Origin of the sequence: Comamonas aquatilis (assembly GCF_965139575.1) — a bacterium.
GTDB classification, from domain to species: Bacteria; Pseudomonadota; Gammaproteobacteria; order Burkholderiales; family Burkholderiaceae_C; genus Comamonas; species Comamonas aquatilis.
The window spans coordinates 1-14,535 of sequence record NZ_CBCSIW010000007.1 but is presented as its reverse complement, the minus strand read 5'-3'; the positions used below and the strand labels follow the sequence as shown (position 1 = coordinate 14,535).

The window sequence follows — 14,535 nt, the reverse complement described above, 5'->3', positions numbered from 1 at the left end:
GTAGCGGCTGGCGCAAGCATTCATTGATTTTCCCAATGAAAATTTCGCAATGTGCATGCGATACCTGCGCAAGCTGCTCACTTTTTATTGCTTCGTATGCGAACGAAGACGCATCAGGCCTGACGCTGCTCAAAGTCCTGCATATAGGCGATCAAGGCCTGCACGCCCTCGATGGGCATGGCGTTGTAGATGCTGGCGCGCATGCCGCCCACGGACTTGTGGCCCTTGAGCTGCAGCAGACCGGCTTGCTTGGCGCCGGCCAGGAAGGCATCGTTGCGCGACTCGTCACGCAGGAAGAAGGGGATGTTCATGCGCGAGCGGCAGTTCTCGGCAATCTTGTTCACGTAGAAGGCGGATTGGTCCACGTAGTTGTAGAACAGATCGGCCTTGGCGATGTTGCGCGCTTCCATGGCGGCCACGCCGGTCAGATCGCCTTCTTTCTGGCGCTTGAGCCATTGGAAAGTCAGGCCGGCCACGTAAATGCCCCAGGTGGGCGGCGTGTTGTACATGCTGCCGTTGTCGGCCACGGTCTTGTAATCAAAGGCGCTGGGGCAGATCGGCAGAGCGTGGCCCAGCAGGTCTTCGCGCACGATGACGATGGTCAGGCCGGCAGGGCCGATGTTCTTTTGCGCGCCGCCAAAGGCCAGGCCCACGCGGCTCCAATCGATGGCGCGCGAAGCCACATGCGAAGAAAAATCGATGACCAGCGGGGCGTCCGAACCCAGGGCCTTCAGATCGGGCAGCTCGTGAAACTCCACGCCATGAATGGTTTCATTGCTGCAGATGTGCACATAGCTGGCGCCGCGGCTCAACTGCCAGCCGCTCGCGGCGGGGATGGTGGTGTAGTCGCTGTCCTTGGCGGTGGCGGCGATATGGGCTTCGCTGGCGTACTTGGTCGCTTCCTTGGCGGACTTCTGGCTCCAGCTGCCGGTGACCACAAAATCCACCACGCCGGCGCGCGAGAGGTTCATGGGCACGATGGCGTTTTCGGCAATGCCGCCGCCTTGCATGAACAGGATCTTGAAGTTGGCGGGAACGGCCAGCAGCTCGCGCAGATCGGCTTCGGCCGCTTCGTAAATCGAGACGAACTCCTTGCCGCGATGGCTCATTTCCATCACGCCCATGCCGGAGCCGTTCCAGTCCAGCATCTGGGCTGCAGCTTGCTGCAAGACTTCTTCGGGGATGGCGGCGGGGCCGGCGGAAAAGTTGTAAGGGCGGTTCATCGGATTTACGCTCAAATCATGTGTCTGTGCTTGAACATCAAGCGCAGACAGCTATCAAAATCATTGCGCCACGAGCGCGAACCCGTGGCGCTGAAGCTGCGATCAGCTTCGGTGGTGGCGATCAGGCCTGGTCGCCGGAATCCTCGCTGCCGGCGTCGGCTGCGGGGGCGGCGCTGTCGCCAGCTGTCTCGTCGCCTTCAGCGACTTCGGTCTCGTTCGCATCATTTTCCACAATGCGTTGCAGACCGATCAGCTTGGCACCTTCGTCCAGGTTGATCAGCGTCACGCCTTGGGTGGCACGGCCCAGTTCGCGGATTTCCGCGACGCGGGTGCGCACCAGCACGCCGGTATCGGTGATCAACATGATCTCGTCTTCGGGCGCGACCAGGGTGGCCGCAACCACCTTGCCGTTGCGCTCGGATTGCTGGATCGCAATCATGCCCTTGGTGCCGCGGCCGTGGCGTGTGTATTCGCTGATGGCTGTGCGCTTGCCGTAGCCATTTTCGGTGGCCGTCAACACGCTTTGCGAGCCTTCGGCCACATTGCCTGTGCCGTCGTCGGCTTCGGCAACCAGCATGGCAATCACGCTTTGGTGATCTTCGATGTTCATGCCGCGCACGCCGCGTGCATTGCGGCCCATTGGGCGCACATCGTTTTCATCGAAGCGCACGGCCTTGCCGCCGTCGCTGAACAGCATCACGTCATGCGCGCCATCAGTCAGTGCCGCACCGATCAGGAAGTCGCCCTCATCCAGGCCCACGGCAATGATGCCGGCCTTGCGGGGGTTGCTGAACTCGGTCAGTGCGGTCTTCTTGACGGTGCCCATGCGGGTGGCCATGAAGACGTAGTGATCTTCGGGGAATGTGCGGTTGTCGCCGGTCAGCGGCAAGACCACGTTGATCTTCTCGCCGTCTTGCAGCGGGAACATGTTGACGATGGGGCGGCCGCGCGAACCACGCGAGCCCGAGGGCACTTCCCAGACCTTGAGCCAGTACATGCGGCCGCGGTTGGAGAAGCACAGCAGGTAGTCGTGCGTGTTGGCGATGAAGAGCTGATCGATCCAGTCGTCTTCCTTGGTCGCGGTAGCCAGCTTGCCGCGCCCGCCGCGCTTTTGCGAGCGGTACTCGGACAGGGGCTGGCTCTTGATGTAGCCGGTGTGCGAGAGCGTCACCACCATATCGGTGGGGGTGATCAGATCTTCGGTCGAGAGGTCCTGCGCGCTGTACTCGATGGTGGAGCGGCGTGCGCCCTTCTTGGACTGGCCGAATTCGGCCTTCACGGCATTGAGCTCTTCACCAATGATGGTGGAAACGCGCTCGGGCTTGGACAGGATATCCAGCAGGTCTTCGATGACCGACATGACGTCCTTGTACTCGGCCACGATCTTGTCTTGCTCCAGACCTGTCAGGCGCTGCAGACGCATTTGCAGGATTTCCTGCGCCTGGGTCTCGGACAGACGGTACAGACCGTTTTGCTGCATGCCGTATTCGACTTCCAGGCCTTCGGGGCGGTAGTCGTCGGCATTGACCACGCCGCCATCGGTGCGCGTGCGGGTGAGCATCTCGCGCACCAGCTTGCTGTCCCAGGACTTTTCCATCAGTGCGGCCTTGGCCACGGGAGGCGTGGGCGCGTTGCGGATGATGGCGATGAAGTCATCGATATTGGCCAGGGCCACGGCCAGACCTTCGAGCACATGGCCGCGATCGCGAGCCTTGCGCAGCTCGAACACGGTGCGGCGTGTCACCACTTCGCGGCGGTGCTGCAGGAAGACTTCGATCAAGTCCTTCAGATTGCACAGCTTGGGCTGACCATTGATCAGCGCCACCATGTTCATGCCAAAGGTGTCTTGCAGCTGGGTGAGCTTGTAGAGGTTGTTGAGCACCACTTCAGGCACTTCACCGCGCTTGAGTTCGATCACCAGACGCATGCCGGACTTGTCCGACTCGTCCTGGATGTGGCTGATGCCTTCGATCTTCTTCTCGTGCACCAGCTCGGCCATGCGCTCTTGCAGCGTCTTCTTGTTGACCTGGTAGGGCAGCTCGTCGACGATGATGGACTGGCGCTGGCCGCGGTCGATGTCTTCGAAGTGGCACTTGGCGCGCATCACTACACGGCCGCGACCGGTGCGATAGCCTTCCTTGACGCCATTGATGCCGTAGATGATGCCGGCGGTAGGGAAGTCAGGGGCCGGCACGATTTCCATCAGATCTTCAATGGAGGCTTCGGGGTTCTGCAGCAAATGCAGGCAAGCGTCCACCACCTCATTGAGGTTGTGCGGCGGAATATTGGTGGCCATGCCCACGGCAATGCCCGAAGAACCATTGACCAGCAAATTGGGCAGACGGCTTGGCAGCACCAGCGGCTCGCTCTCGGAGCCGTCATAGTTGGGGCCGAAATCCACGGTTTCCTTGTCGATATCGCCGAGCATTTCGTGGGCGATCTTGGACAGGCGGATTTCCGTATAACGCATGGCAGCGGCACTGTCGCCGTCCACCGAGCCGAAGTTGCCCTGGCCGTCCACCAGCATGTGGCGCAGGGAGAAATCCTGGGCCATGCGAACGATGGTGTCGTAGACCGCGCTGTCGCCGTGAGGGTGGTACTTACCGATCACGTCACCGACGATACGCGCCGACTTCTTATAAGGACGGTTCCAGTCGTTATTGAGTTCGTGCATGGCGTACAGGACGCGGCGGTGCACGGGTTTGAGGCCGTCGCGCGCATCCGGAAGCGCCCGGCCCACGATCACGCTCATGGCGTAATCGAGATAACTGCGACGCATCTCCTCTTCTAGGCTGATGGGCAGAGTTTCTTTAGCAAACTGGGTCATGTCAGGCGATACTTTGACGGCAGGAAAACAACCATTTTAGGTCGAATGGCGTGTGGCAGTAGAGCAACATAACTTAGGAATTACATAGCTGTACTACTTGTTGGTGCCTAGTTGACAACACGTCTGCATGTTACGTATGGCACAATCGTTTCAACGTTTTTGGTGATGGTCACTGATAACGTCAACAGATTCGCAGCCCTGCTGCGGCTTTTTCCCCAAGAGGAGAACCATGAAGAAACTGAACAAAGTGGCGATGTTGTTTGCCTCTGCTGCCCTCGTGACGGCCGCCGGCGCACAAGTGAAGGCTGCTGATGGTGGCAAGACTATCGACAACTGGCAAAACGGCACCAGCGAGCTGGTGTGGAAGAACGGCACGAACGAACTGTGCTGGCGCGATGCCAACTGGACTCCTGCTACCGCCGCTGTTGATTGCGACGGCGCACTGAAGGTTCAGGCTCCTGCTGTGGCTCCTGCTCCTGCTGTTGCTCCTCCTCCTGCTGTTGTTCCTGCTCCCGCAGTTGCATCCAAGGTCACTTACTCTGCTGACGCTTTCTTCGACTTCGACAAGTCGGTGCTGAAGCCCGCTGGCAAGGCCAAGCTGGATGACCTGACCGGCAAGATCAAGGACATCAACCTGGAAGTCATCATTGCCGTGGGTCACACCGACTCCGTTGGCTCTGACGCTTACAACCAGAAGCTGTCCGTGCGTCGTGCTGAAGCTGTGAAGGCTTACCTGGTGTCCAAGGGCATCGAAAAGAGCCGTGTTTACACCGAAGGCAAGGGCGAGAAGCAACCTGTTGCAGACAACAAGACTGCAGCCGGCCGCGCTCAAAACCGCCGCGTGGAAATCGAAGTTGTGGGCACACGCGCTGCTCAGTAATCTTTCGATTGCTACCCAAGAAAGCCCCGGTAACGGGGCTTTTTTTATGCCGAAACGCCTGATCAAATAGCCGACAATGAGCGCCATGAGCAACACAATCAATGCCGATCCGGCGGAACTGGAAAAGTTTTCAAGCCTCGCTCACCGCTGGTGGGACACCGAGAGTGAATTCAAGCCTCTGCACCAGATCAACCCCTTGCGGTTGGACTGGATCAATGCCCAGGCCCCATTGAGTGGCAAGCGCGTGCTGGACGTAGGCTGTGGCGGCGGTATTTTGGCGGACTCCATGGCGCGAAAGAGTGCTGAGGTCATGGGGATTGACCTGGCGACCAAGGCTTTGCGTGTGGCCCAGCTGCATGCGTTGGAAAGCGGCACGCCCAATATTCAGTACCACGAAGTCAGCGTGGAGCAACTGGCCGAGGAGCGACCGGCGTCTTTCGATGTGGTGACCTGCATGGAAATGCTCGAGCATGTGCCTGATCCGGCCTCCATCGTCCGTGCCTGTGCCACCTTGGTCAAACCCGGCGGCTGGGTGTTCTTCTCCACCATCAACCGCAATGCCAAGGCATTCGGGCTGGCCATCGTGGCGGCAGAATATGTGCTCAAGATGATCCCCAAGGGCACGCATGAGTATGCCAAGCTGATTCGCCCCAGTGAACTGGCCCGGTTCGCACGGGAAGCCCATCTCGATGTTCAATGCAGCAAGGGGCTGGAGCACAATCCGGTCTCGGGTCGCTACTGGCTGAGCAATGACACTTCGGTCAATTACATGTTGGCAACCCGCCGTCCTCAGGAGTGAATGCGATGTGGAGCGATGTGAAAGCCGTGCTGTTTGATCTGGACGGTACCTTGATAGACAGCGCGCCGGACTTGGGTGCTGCAGCCGACCAGATGCGTGTGAAGCGCGGCATGCCCTCACTGCCTCTTGAGGCTTATCGCCATATGGCGGGTGCCGGTGCGCGCGGCATGCTGGGCATCGCTTTTGGCATGACCCCGGACTCGCAAGGCTTTGCCGAGATGCGCGAGGAATTCTTCGTCAATTACGAACGCTGTATGACAGAGCGCACCTATGCGTTTGACGGCGTGCCGGAGCTCATCGCGGCGCTGGAAGCCGAGTCGCTGGTCTGGGGTGTGGTGACCAACAAATCCATGCGCTTCACCAACCCGCTGACCGAGCAGATGCCCTTGTTCAACAAGGCGGGAGCGGTGGTCAGCGGCGATACCACGGCTCACGCAAAACCGCATCCTGCCCCTCTTTTTGAAGCAGCAAAGCGCATCAATATTTCTCCGGAGTGTTGTATTTATGTCGGCGATGATGAGCGTGACATCCAGGCTGGCAAGGCTGCAGGCATGAAAACCGTGGCTGCCTGCTATGGATACCTGGGTTCTGCCGCCGAAATATCCCAATGGGGAGCCGATGCGCAAATCAATTCACCCCTGGAACTCTTGAAATTGCTGGGAAGAGGGTAAAATAGCGTTTATGGGGCTGTCCTGGTTTCGACGTGGGTTCGGGATCGGTGTGGTGCATGTCGAGCTTGAGTGACGCTCGTAAATCTCCATTCAAAAAACTAACTGCAAACGACGAACGTTTCGCACTCGCCGCTTAATCCGGTGAGCCTTGCAACAGCACGCTGATGGGCTGGGCAAGGGGGTAGCAATACCTCCAGGCTGCAAGGGAATTTTCATTAGCTGGCTGGGTATCGGGCTTCTTGGTACTTGGCGAGATTTAAGGAAGCTGGCTATTCAAGTAGCGTGCGTCTGCGCGATTTGGATGGCGAGATCTAAATCAGAACGCTAAACATGTAGATCTGCTCGACGAAGGCTTACGGACGCGGGTTCAATTCCCGCCAGCTCCACCATCCACCCGTACAAAGGGGTTCAATGAAGTTCATTGAACCCCTTTTTCTTTTTGTAGATCAATGACTTATCGTCTTTTTGTGTCTTAAGTGATTTCGCTACTGCCAATGCATACATGGGGAACAGGTGGGGGAACATGCGGGGGTAATGGTAAATTTACCCCCTATTGTTCCCCCTTTCCCCTCTGTGGAAGGCCTTTTTAAAGAGGATTTGTTCCCCTATGTTGACCGATGCACAGTGCCGAAACGCAATTTGTTCCCCCGGCGCCAAGCGAGAGCGTTTTTCCGATGCAGGTGGTCTGTATCTTGAGGTCAGCCCAGCAGGATCTCGGCGTTGGTTCTGGAAGTATCGAAAAGACGGTAAAGAGGGGCGGCTGGCGTTAGGCAGTTATCCAAAGGTCAGTTTGACTGCTGCCCGGAAAGCTAGAGACGTTGCTCGGCTGCAGAAATCAGAGGGTGTTGATCCTGCCAAAGCGCGTAAGATGGAAAAATTGGTCAACCCAACTGGAGGGGGTGACACATTCAAAGCTGTAGCGCTGGAGTGGTATGGCAAGCAGGTGCCTCGTTGGAGCCCTGGTCATGCAGAACGGATGCATCGTCAACTAGAGCGTGATTTGTTTCCGTATATCGGTGAGCGGGAAATGACGCAGATTCAGCCCATGGAATTGTTGTCGGTGCTACAGAAAGTGGAAGCGCGTGGGGCTATGGAGACCGCTGACCGTGCACTAATGCTGGCGCGGCAGGTCTGGTGTTACTGGTTGCCTACAGCTAGCAATACACAGCGTGATATCACCGAGGGTTTGAAAGCACGTTTGACTCCATATCGAGGCAAGAACTTTCCTGCCATTGTGGAGCCCCTGCGTTTTGGTGAGCTCATGCGTGCGATGTACGCCTATAAAGGCGGCCCTTTTGTGCGTACCGCGCTTTTGCTCGCTCCACTGCTTTACCAGCGCCCGATCAACCTTCGGACGATGGAATGGGGGGATCTGGATTTGGAAGCTGCGCTTTGGACTATTCCCAGCGCTAAGATGAAGCGTACCGTTCAGGAAAAAGAAAACGGTGAGCCGCATGTTGTGCCTTTGCCCAAACAAGCGGTGGCGATGCTTTGTGATCTGCAGCCCCTCAGTGGACGCGGCCGTTATGTTTTTCCTGGTCAGCGAGATCATGACCGGCCCATGTCAGATAATTCGGTGCGTACAGCTTTGTATAGCCTGGGGTTTGGCAAAGAGCAAAGCTGGCATGGTTTTCGGGCGAGTGCAAGAACCATGTTGGTCGATCAGCTTGACCTCGATCCGCTGGCGATTGAGGCGAATTTGGCGCATGCCGTCAAGGATGCGAATGGACGCAGCTATAACCGGACGAAGTACTTGGCAAAGCGCTTCGACCAGGTTCAACAATGGGCGGATTACTTGGATCGCTTACGCGAGGGTGCTTCCGTGATCGAGTTTCCACAAAAAAACAAAGTCATGTGACACAAGCCAGCGCATAGGGCGCTGGCTTGTCTGTTACGGGTAGCTGCGTTTAACTTGCGCTAAGTGCTCGCCATCCGTTCTCGGTCTTGCGCATGGTCATAGAGCCCTTCATCTGGATCTCGCGTTGTTCAAACCAGTGACTGAGGTCGTCAGTTTGGTTGGCTGCTTGCGCTTGGCCTTGCAACATGCCTTCGGTGAATTTGTACGAAGTACCAGGGCAGCCTTGACGATAGAACTTGGAAACTGCAGCACCGACTTGGCCCAGGAACTGGGGACTGTAGTTCCCCCACTGATCTCGAAAGGCCTGTTCATAGGCCTTGAGCTCTTCTTGTTTTTGCCGCAAGGGTTCAGGTGGATTGAGGCGCCAAGCATTGAGGGCGGCCGAGTGCTGCTCTTGGGGTGTCAGTACCCGAGTGGCGGATATACCCTGAGAATGATGTAGCTGCCCATCGTCAAACTGCTCGTAGCGTGGAGCGGATTCATCTTCCAGAGCTTCAATTTGTTTGCGCAGTGCAGCGACCTTCTTGTCTCGCTCGGCATAGGCGACTTTGGCCTGAGAAGAGCGCTCCTGCTCTTGCTGCCAAATCGTCTTCATTTCCTTGAGCTGGCCTTCATCCTTGAGCGTAATGCCGTAGGTGTATTCCACTCGGTAGTAGCCATCCTCCTCGTAGCCGTTGGTCTTTTTGATATCCACGACCTTGATGTTTTCGCAAGATGCGAACTTGGGTTTCAGGAACTTTTCCACGTCCCCAGTGCTAGGTGAAGAGTTGCAGCCCGCTAAGGCCAAAGCTGAGCAAAGAAGTAGTAACTTTTTCATATATCCCTCTCTTGGGCATTTGTCTTAAATGAGAAACCTACATCTGCCCGCACCTCAACGGCAGAGGCTGGATGCAGATGTGTGCTTTAGCGTGATTGCCGGTGGATGCCTTGCAGATAGTGCGGTGCAAAGCCTTGTAGGTGCACAGTTTTCAGCTGCGTATTGATGTCCCTGAAATGCGTATCTAGAGCCAAGAAGAAATCGGAAGGCTTCATATGCAGGGCGGCGATGATGCGTTCCATATTGGCCAGCGTCACATTGCGCTCGCCACGCTCAACGCCGCCCATATAGCTGCGATCCAAGCCGCAGTAATGTGCAAAACCTTCCTGAGAAAAACCGCGCGCTTTTCGACACTCACGCACGGCCTGCCCGAATGCCTTGAGCACGGGAGAGCGGTCTGCATCGGTCATTGGTTTGCTTGCCATAGAGCGCAATGGTTACGATTCGTAGCATGCTTGGCCACAGTGCAAATGCACACGGCGATATCGATCACGGTGTTAAGAAGCACGGCTTTCAGTGCGACGGTCTACGAATCCACTGTCTTTACGGATACGGACTATGCGTACCATTTCGCGACTTGGCTTGAGAGCCAGTGGCCCAAGGGCCGCTTGCTTTCGCAGTCGCAGGAACTGTGGAGGCTTGGCTCTCTTCGGGATAGAACTCCTCCACAATCTCGGCCGCTTCATCGGGCGAGTCTTCAAAACTGCCATTGGCATAGCCCAGGCGTGCAGCAGCATCCAAAGCCGTTTGATCAACCCCCGCGACCAGTCGTTGACCGGCAAGCTCTTTGGCCTGAACAATGGCCTCGTTGAGAGACAAGCCCGTGCGCACCACCAGATCGGCGTAATAAATGGCAGAGCGATGCGACTGTGTAGTCGACTTGCCCCGCAGCTTGAGCTCCAGCGGCATGCAGGCCAGATAGCCACCCGAGACCGCAGCAAAGTACTGCAGCCTGGCGGTCAAGGTTCGGATGCTGTTGAACCCCGTTGTGCGAAACACAAAGCTGCCCAGCTCATCGCTGTCGCCGATGGCCAGATTCAAACGCCCGTAGGGCTTGCAGCCATCCTTGCCAAATGCGCACGCATCAGGCCCAGGGCAAGGCATGGACTCCAATCCCTTGCTCGTCACCCGCTTGCAGCTCTCGCCATCGCCCACGCACACCGGTCTCGCCGTCGTGCGATCAAACAAGGTGTAATGGGCTCGCAGGTTCAGATCGGGATCATTGAACAGTACCCGAACCGGAATGTTGCGCAGCTTGCGCCGTGCTTGCGTGGCCGCAGGCGAAGGCACTGTGGAAGCCACTGTTTCACCAGCAGCATCGCCAGCGTTGGCAATGCCCATCTTCTCCTTGAGAGATCGACGACCTACACGCGCAGCCGTTTGGACCGTATTGGAGGATCGAATTGCTTCACCGGGACTGCCAGGGCCAGTATCTGCACTTGAACTGGCACTTGCATGCCCACTTATGCCCTGGGCATCGTCCAAAACACCATCAGGCACGGAAGGCGATGAGCCTTCCTTTATGCCGCCGTGTGATTGGGCTGCTGCTAAGCGCAGGGCTTCATCAAGCGGATGCAAGATCCATTGTCCACGAGACTGCACCTGCGTGGTGATGGTGAATTCGTCATCTTTCTCCGGTAGACGCTTGCCATTGCGCTCCACCACCTTACCGATGGCAATCCGGCCAATTACAGGGGGCGTGATCATCAAACCTTTGATCATGAGGTGCTCCAAAAAACAAAGCCCTCCAGGGCAAAGCCAAGGAGGGCAGGGGTGTGGATGTAGAAATTGTGTTTCGTCCCAAGCCGTTTCACTGCTCAGGCTCGTTGACACAAAACCGGCGGGAACCCGCGCGTACGCTCAGATAGCGCTGAGCTAGGGTGGGGTTCTCCTGCACAAACTGGCTGGTATTGAAGGCCTGACCATCCTTGCTGCGTTTCCAGGTCACGGAGCCACCCGAAGCGAACAAGGCCTTGCTGGCTTCGCCCATCTGCATCTGAATGCGCTGGCGCAAACGGGCCTCACGCTTTTGCACCGCATCCAGATCGCTACGGACCTGAAGCAGTTCATCGAACGTGAGGTTGAGCTCTTCGTCGTCGCTCAGATCTACCTGATCACCAGCGCCGGATGGAAACAGGCAGCGCAAAGCCTTCTCTGCACTGTCTGAGCCGTCGCCTGCGGGTGCTACACCTTGCTGGACCATGTCCCAGAATCGCTTTTCCAGCGTGATCAGGCGGGCTATCAAAGCCTCATCCCGCTCGATCCGAAAAATGCGCAGCTCCTGCCCACCGACCAGCACCACCACATCAGCGGCCTGCTTGCCGGTTACGGCCAACTGGTGCATGACTTGCAATTGCACATACTCTGGAACCCCATCACGCCACAGGCGGGCTCCATGGATACCTGCCGTCTTGCATTCCAGAATCTGCACATCCGCAGCGCCCACGACCTCGCGGTCCACATTGGCCAGCATCCAGGGATGCTCAGGATGCTGCAACACCGCATTTACCCGGCGCACCTTGTTGCCTGTGCGCTTGGTGTAGTGGGCCGCCACAATGGGCTCCAGCAAAGTGCCCCAGAACATGGGACTGGTGTCGTCCTGCGGATCGACGGCCGGCAAGAGATTGCCCTTGCCCGCCTTTTGCATCCACAGCTCCAACTGGGATTGATAAGGATTGAGGCCAATGGCGGCTGCTGCATCCGAGCTACCAATACCGGTACGGCGAATCTCCAGCCAGTCATCACGCTCCATATCCTTGGTGGACACCAGGCGCAAGGCTGCGCCCTTGCGCAGCGGGCGTGAAGAAGGGAGTGAAGAAGAGGGTGAGGATGCACCGTCCAGATTGCCATTCTTGAGAACATGCACAGACATAGAAAGCTCCTGACCCGCCAATTGCGGGCATAAAAAAGCCACCTCAAAAGGTGGCTTGGGTTGGAGGAAAGATGTGAGGGAAGAAGAGAAGTAAGACGTCCAAAGACGGCCAACAAAGCCAACGGCTAGTCACGATCAGGCCACCAGTTGCAGCGCATGATCCAGAGCCCGCTGCTTGATGACCGCACCTTGACCAAACCAGGCACTGTCCAGGCGGTTGTCCTGGCTGCGAGCCTGCTTTTCATGATCGACAAACTCCGTCACGGAGCACAGCAGTCCCCAAGCCGTGTCCTTGGCCGCATGCATCTCGGCCCCACGGCCATGGCCCTCATAGAGCATCTGCACCTTCTTGAGCGCCCGTTCATTAGTTAGCCCCACTGATAAATCCGAATGGGAGTCTGTATTGCAGATCACCTTGAGGAAATAGTTCATCGCCTCGTGAGTCTTGATCTTGCGCTCGGCCAAGGTCTTCATGCGATACATAAAGCTGTCCCATTGACCCACGGCCACGCCCAATTGGCGCTTGACCGCCTGGGCATCAAAGGTCGTGCTGTGTGGCACCTTGACGGCGCCGACACCGTCACGCAGTGCAATCGTCAGCGTGTTGTTGCACACCACCCGCACCGTCGTCGGCATGGCCACCGTAGCAAGCGTTCCGTCACAGGACGTAGCCAACAGCAAATAGCCATTGACCACATCTTTGCCCTTGAGCGCTGCTGACTTGCCCGTACGAGCCAAAGCCCAGAACTTGCGACCGGCCTTGAGCACGCCAGCCGTTTCCAATTCATAGCCTGCCACTTCCGTCAGGTCCCGGTAGAACTCCAGCACCTCACGAGGCTGCACCACCTGGTAACGACTCCCCACCACCGACAAAGGCGCTTGCGTGTCACTGCGGTACAGCACCTTCTGTTCGGGAAACTCTTTGGGTTCAGCATACAAGCTGGAAAGTCCAGACCCACCATCAGAAGCGAGATACCGCACAGGTGTTTCTTGAATGCGCCAATCCATGCCGGCGGCCTGGGCCCAGACATCAATGCCTTGTTTGGCGGGCAGGGCATGGCCCAGTTCATGCCAAGGGGTTTGGCCGGCATAGGCCATGGCTTCTACGAGATGTGCCATAAGAAAACTCCTTCGTTAAGAGATACGAAAACTAAAAGGTTGAACAGGGAATAGTGGGGAAACGATCAGGACAATGCTTTGGAAAGCACCAGCTGAAGCCCTTAATCGTCCGAGCTGCCAAAGCTGGACTGAGGTGTCGATTGGGCGAACGAGTGCCCGCATTCCAGGCACTTGAGGTTGTCCAGCATCAGGGAGTCAATCGTTCGGCCTACGGATGTACCGACTTCGCAGCCAATGGCAGTGCCTGCGAGGCCACCCAGAACGGCCCCCGCAATACCGCCGACGGATGAGCCGACAGGGCCGGTGATCAGCCCCGAAGCAATTCCTATCTGTGCGCCACGCAGGGCTCCGACAAAGCCGCCAGTGGCGCCAGCAGCGCAGCCTATGGCTCCTGCTGTTTTACGTGCCCAGTTCCGTGAGGTGATCCGGGGACTAAGGCACACAGGACAAAGAGTGGGTGAAGAAAGAGGCATCAAAGCTCCTTGGTGAAAAGACAAGAAGCCAGGCGCTGGACAGCCTTCGCTGAGGAGGGCGAATCACCATGGCCTGGGGGCAGACCCATGTCTGCTCAGGCGGGTGATATGTGGTTGAAAAAAAGTGGATTGCAGTTCGAAGTGCTGCCTTGCCTTGTGGTTTTCTTGCGAATGCAGCTGTCAGCGTCTCAATCGGACGCTTGAGAGCACCTCAGGTACCTGGTCATCGAGCCACGCGTTTGCATGATCGAGCAGGCTAAAAGCTTCCGTTTCGCATGACGTTGCTGAGTGTTGTTTTTACTCGGGCGTGGAACTAAATGTTCGGACTTTTAGCACGTTCGCATGGATTGCAGAACAAACCTTTGTGCATGTCAAAACCCAGCTTCAAGGTGCTATCAAAAAGCATGCCTCTAGTCAACGTAGCTGCTTGACGTGAGACGCTGCGGCAAGCAGCTGCGTAGATGTTCTGGCGTGCCTTCGGTCCAATGGGCTTGTTTTCAACACAGGCACGAAGCCGCCATGTATCAGTCCTTTGCCATCCCTGATCGCTCCATCGAGAGCGATGTTCGTGAGTCGAAGAATGTGACATCCACCAGCGTTCCGGTGGATACGGAGATCAAGCAAATTCTGCCCAAGCAGGCCCAGGAGCAGACCTCGCAGCCCAAGACAGCGCTGGAGCGTGCACTTTGCGATCCCAAGTGCGTAATTCGTTTAAAGACCTTGCTGGAAATACTGGGCCTGTCTCGCTCAACGGTGTACCTGCGTATCAACCCGCAGTCCAAGTACTACGACCCGATGTTCCCCAAGTCGATACCCCTTGGCATGAAGGCGAAGGGCTGGGTCCTGGAAGACGTTCATGCATACATCACGCATTTGCGCAATCAAGCAGAAACCTCTTAATTCAGGGGTGCTAAATATTTAATTACTTAAAAATATCAATACCTGTCTGAAGCTGGAGATGTATTGATAAATATCCCGAAGATCTCAGTTGATTAT

Annotated in this window: 13 protein-coding genes and 1 other RNA gene; 6 read left to right on the top strand and 8 right to left on the bottom strand. The window is 56.9% G+C overall.

From position 1 onward, the window contains the following. Positions 1-113 precede the first annotated feature (113 nt). Positions 114-1,223 (bottom strand): 3-phosphoserine/phosphohydroxythreonine transaminase, encoded by a 1,110-nt coding sequence (gene serC / locus ACNAZA_RS10740; RefSeq protein ID WP_415796573.1) that lies wholly within the window; start codon positions 1,221-1,223, stop codon positions 114-116. 121 nt (positions 1,224-1,344) lie between these two features. Next, entirely contained in the window at positions 1,345-4,050 is a 2,706-nt protein-coding gene (gyrA, locus tag ACNAZA_RS10735; protein ID WP_415796572.1) for a DNA gyrase subunit A, read from the bottom strand. A 229-nt stretch (positions 4,051-4,279) separates the two neighbouring features. On the opposite strand from gyrA, the gene ompA reads away from it, so the two are divergent. The 5 genes from ompA (at position 4,280) to ACNAZA_RS10710 (ending at position 8,258) form a co-directional block, all read left to right on the top strand. Further along, a complete protein-coding gene (ompA, locus tag ACNAZA_RS10730; RefSeq protein ID WP_120966957.1) occupies positions 4,280-4,930 on the top strand; it encodes an outer membrane protein OmpA in 651 nt (216 codons plus the stop codon). A gap of 85 nt (positions 4,931-5,015) precedes the next feature. Next, complete coding sequence (gene ubiG, locus ACNAZA_RS10725; RefSeq protein ID WP_415796571.1) at positions 5,016-5,729, top strand: bifunctional 2-polyprenyl-6-hydroxyphenol methylase/3-demethylubiquinol 3-O-methyltransferase UbiG; 714 nt, start codon at positions 5,016-5,018, stop codon at positions 5,727-5,729. A 5-nt stretch (positions 5,730-5,734) separates the two neighbouring features. Then, complete coding sequence (gph, locus tag ACNAZA_RS10720; RefSeq protein WP_415796570.1) at positions 5,735-6,400, top strand: phosphoglycolate phosphatase; 666 nt, start codon at positions 5,735-5,737, stop codon at positions 6,398-6,400. A 12-nt stretch (positions 6,401-6,412) separates the two neighbouring features. Further along, positions 6,413-6,789, top strand: a transfer-messenger RNA (tmRNA) gene (ssrA, locus tag ACNAZA_RS10715). Between the two features lie 218 nt (positions 6,790-7,007). Then, positions 7,008-8,258, top strand: a complete 1,251-nt coding sequence (locus tag ACNAZA_RS10710; protein ID WP_415796569.1) for a tyrosine-type recombinase/integrase — start codon at positions 7,008-7,010, stop codon at positions 8,256-8,258. 49 nt (positions 8,259-8,307) lie between these two features. Here the strand turns inward: ACNAZA_RS10710 and ACNAZA_RS10705 are convergent, their stop codons facing one another. The 6 genes from ACNAZA_RS10705 to ACNAZA_RS10680 form a co-directional block, all read right to left on the bottom strand. Then, the gene (locus tag ACNAZA_RS10705; protein ID WP_415796568.1) at positions 8,308-9,003 is read right to left on the bottom strand and encodes a hypothetical protein; all 696 of its coding nucleotides are present in this window, start codon (positions 9,001-9,003) and stop codon (positions 8,308-8,310) included. Positions 9,004-9,161: 158 nt separating this feature from the next. Then, positions 9,162-9,461 carry a helix-turn-helix domain-containing protein gene (locus ACNAZA_RS10700; RefSeq protein ID WP_415796567.1) on the bottom strand — a complete coding sequence of 100 codons (300 nt, stop codon included), beginning with the start codon at positions 9,459-9,461 and terminating at the stop codon, positions 9,162-9,164. 157 nt (positions 9,462-9,618) lie between these two features. Continuing rightward, on the bottom strand, positions 9,619-10,797 hold the full coding sequence (locus ACNAZA_RS10695) for a recombination directionality factor (protein ID WP_415796726.1): 1,179 nt from the start codon (positions 10,795-10,797) through the stop codon (positions 9,619-9,621). 88 nt (positions 10,798-10,885) lie between these two features. Then, a complete protein-coding gene (locus tag ACNAZA_RS10690) occupies positions 10,886-11,947 on the bottom strand; it encodes a YqaJ viral recombinase family nuclease (protein ID WP_415796566.1) in 1,062 nt (353 codons plus the stop codon). A 135-nt stretch (positions 11,948-12,082) separates the two neighbouring features. Continuing rightward, on the bottom strand, positions 12,083-13,066 hold the full coding sequence (locus ACNAZA_RS10685; protein ID WP_415796565.1) for a DUF932 domain-containing protein: 984 nt from the start codon (positions 13,064-13,066) through the stop codon (positions 12,083-12,085). 101 nt (positions 13,067-13,167) lie between these two features. After that, positions 13,168-13,539 carry a hypothetical protein gene (locus tag ACNAZA_RS10680; protein WP_415796564.1) on the bottom strand — a complete coding sequence of 124 codons (372 nt, stop codon included), beginning with the start codon at positions 13,537-13,539 and terminating at the stop codon, positions 13,168-13,170. 519 nt (positions 13,540-14,058) lie between these two features. Here ACNAZA_RS10680 and ACNAZA_RS10675 point away from each other — a divergent pair. Next, positions 14,059-14,439 carry a helix-turn-helix transcriptional regulator gene (locus tag ACNAZA_RS10675; protein ID WP_415796563.1) on the top strand — a complete coding sequence of 127 codons (381 nt, stop codon included), beginning with the start codon at positions 14,059-14,061 and terminating at the stop codon, positions 14,437-14,439. Positions 14,440-14,535 lie beyond the last annotated feature (96 nt).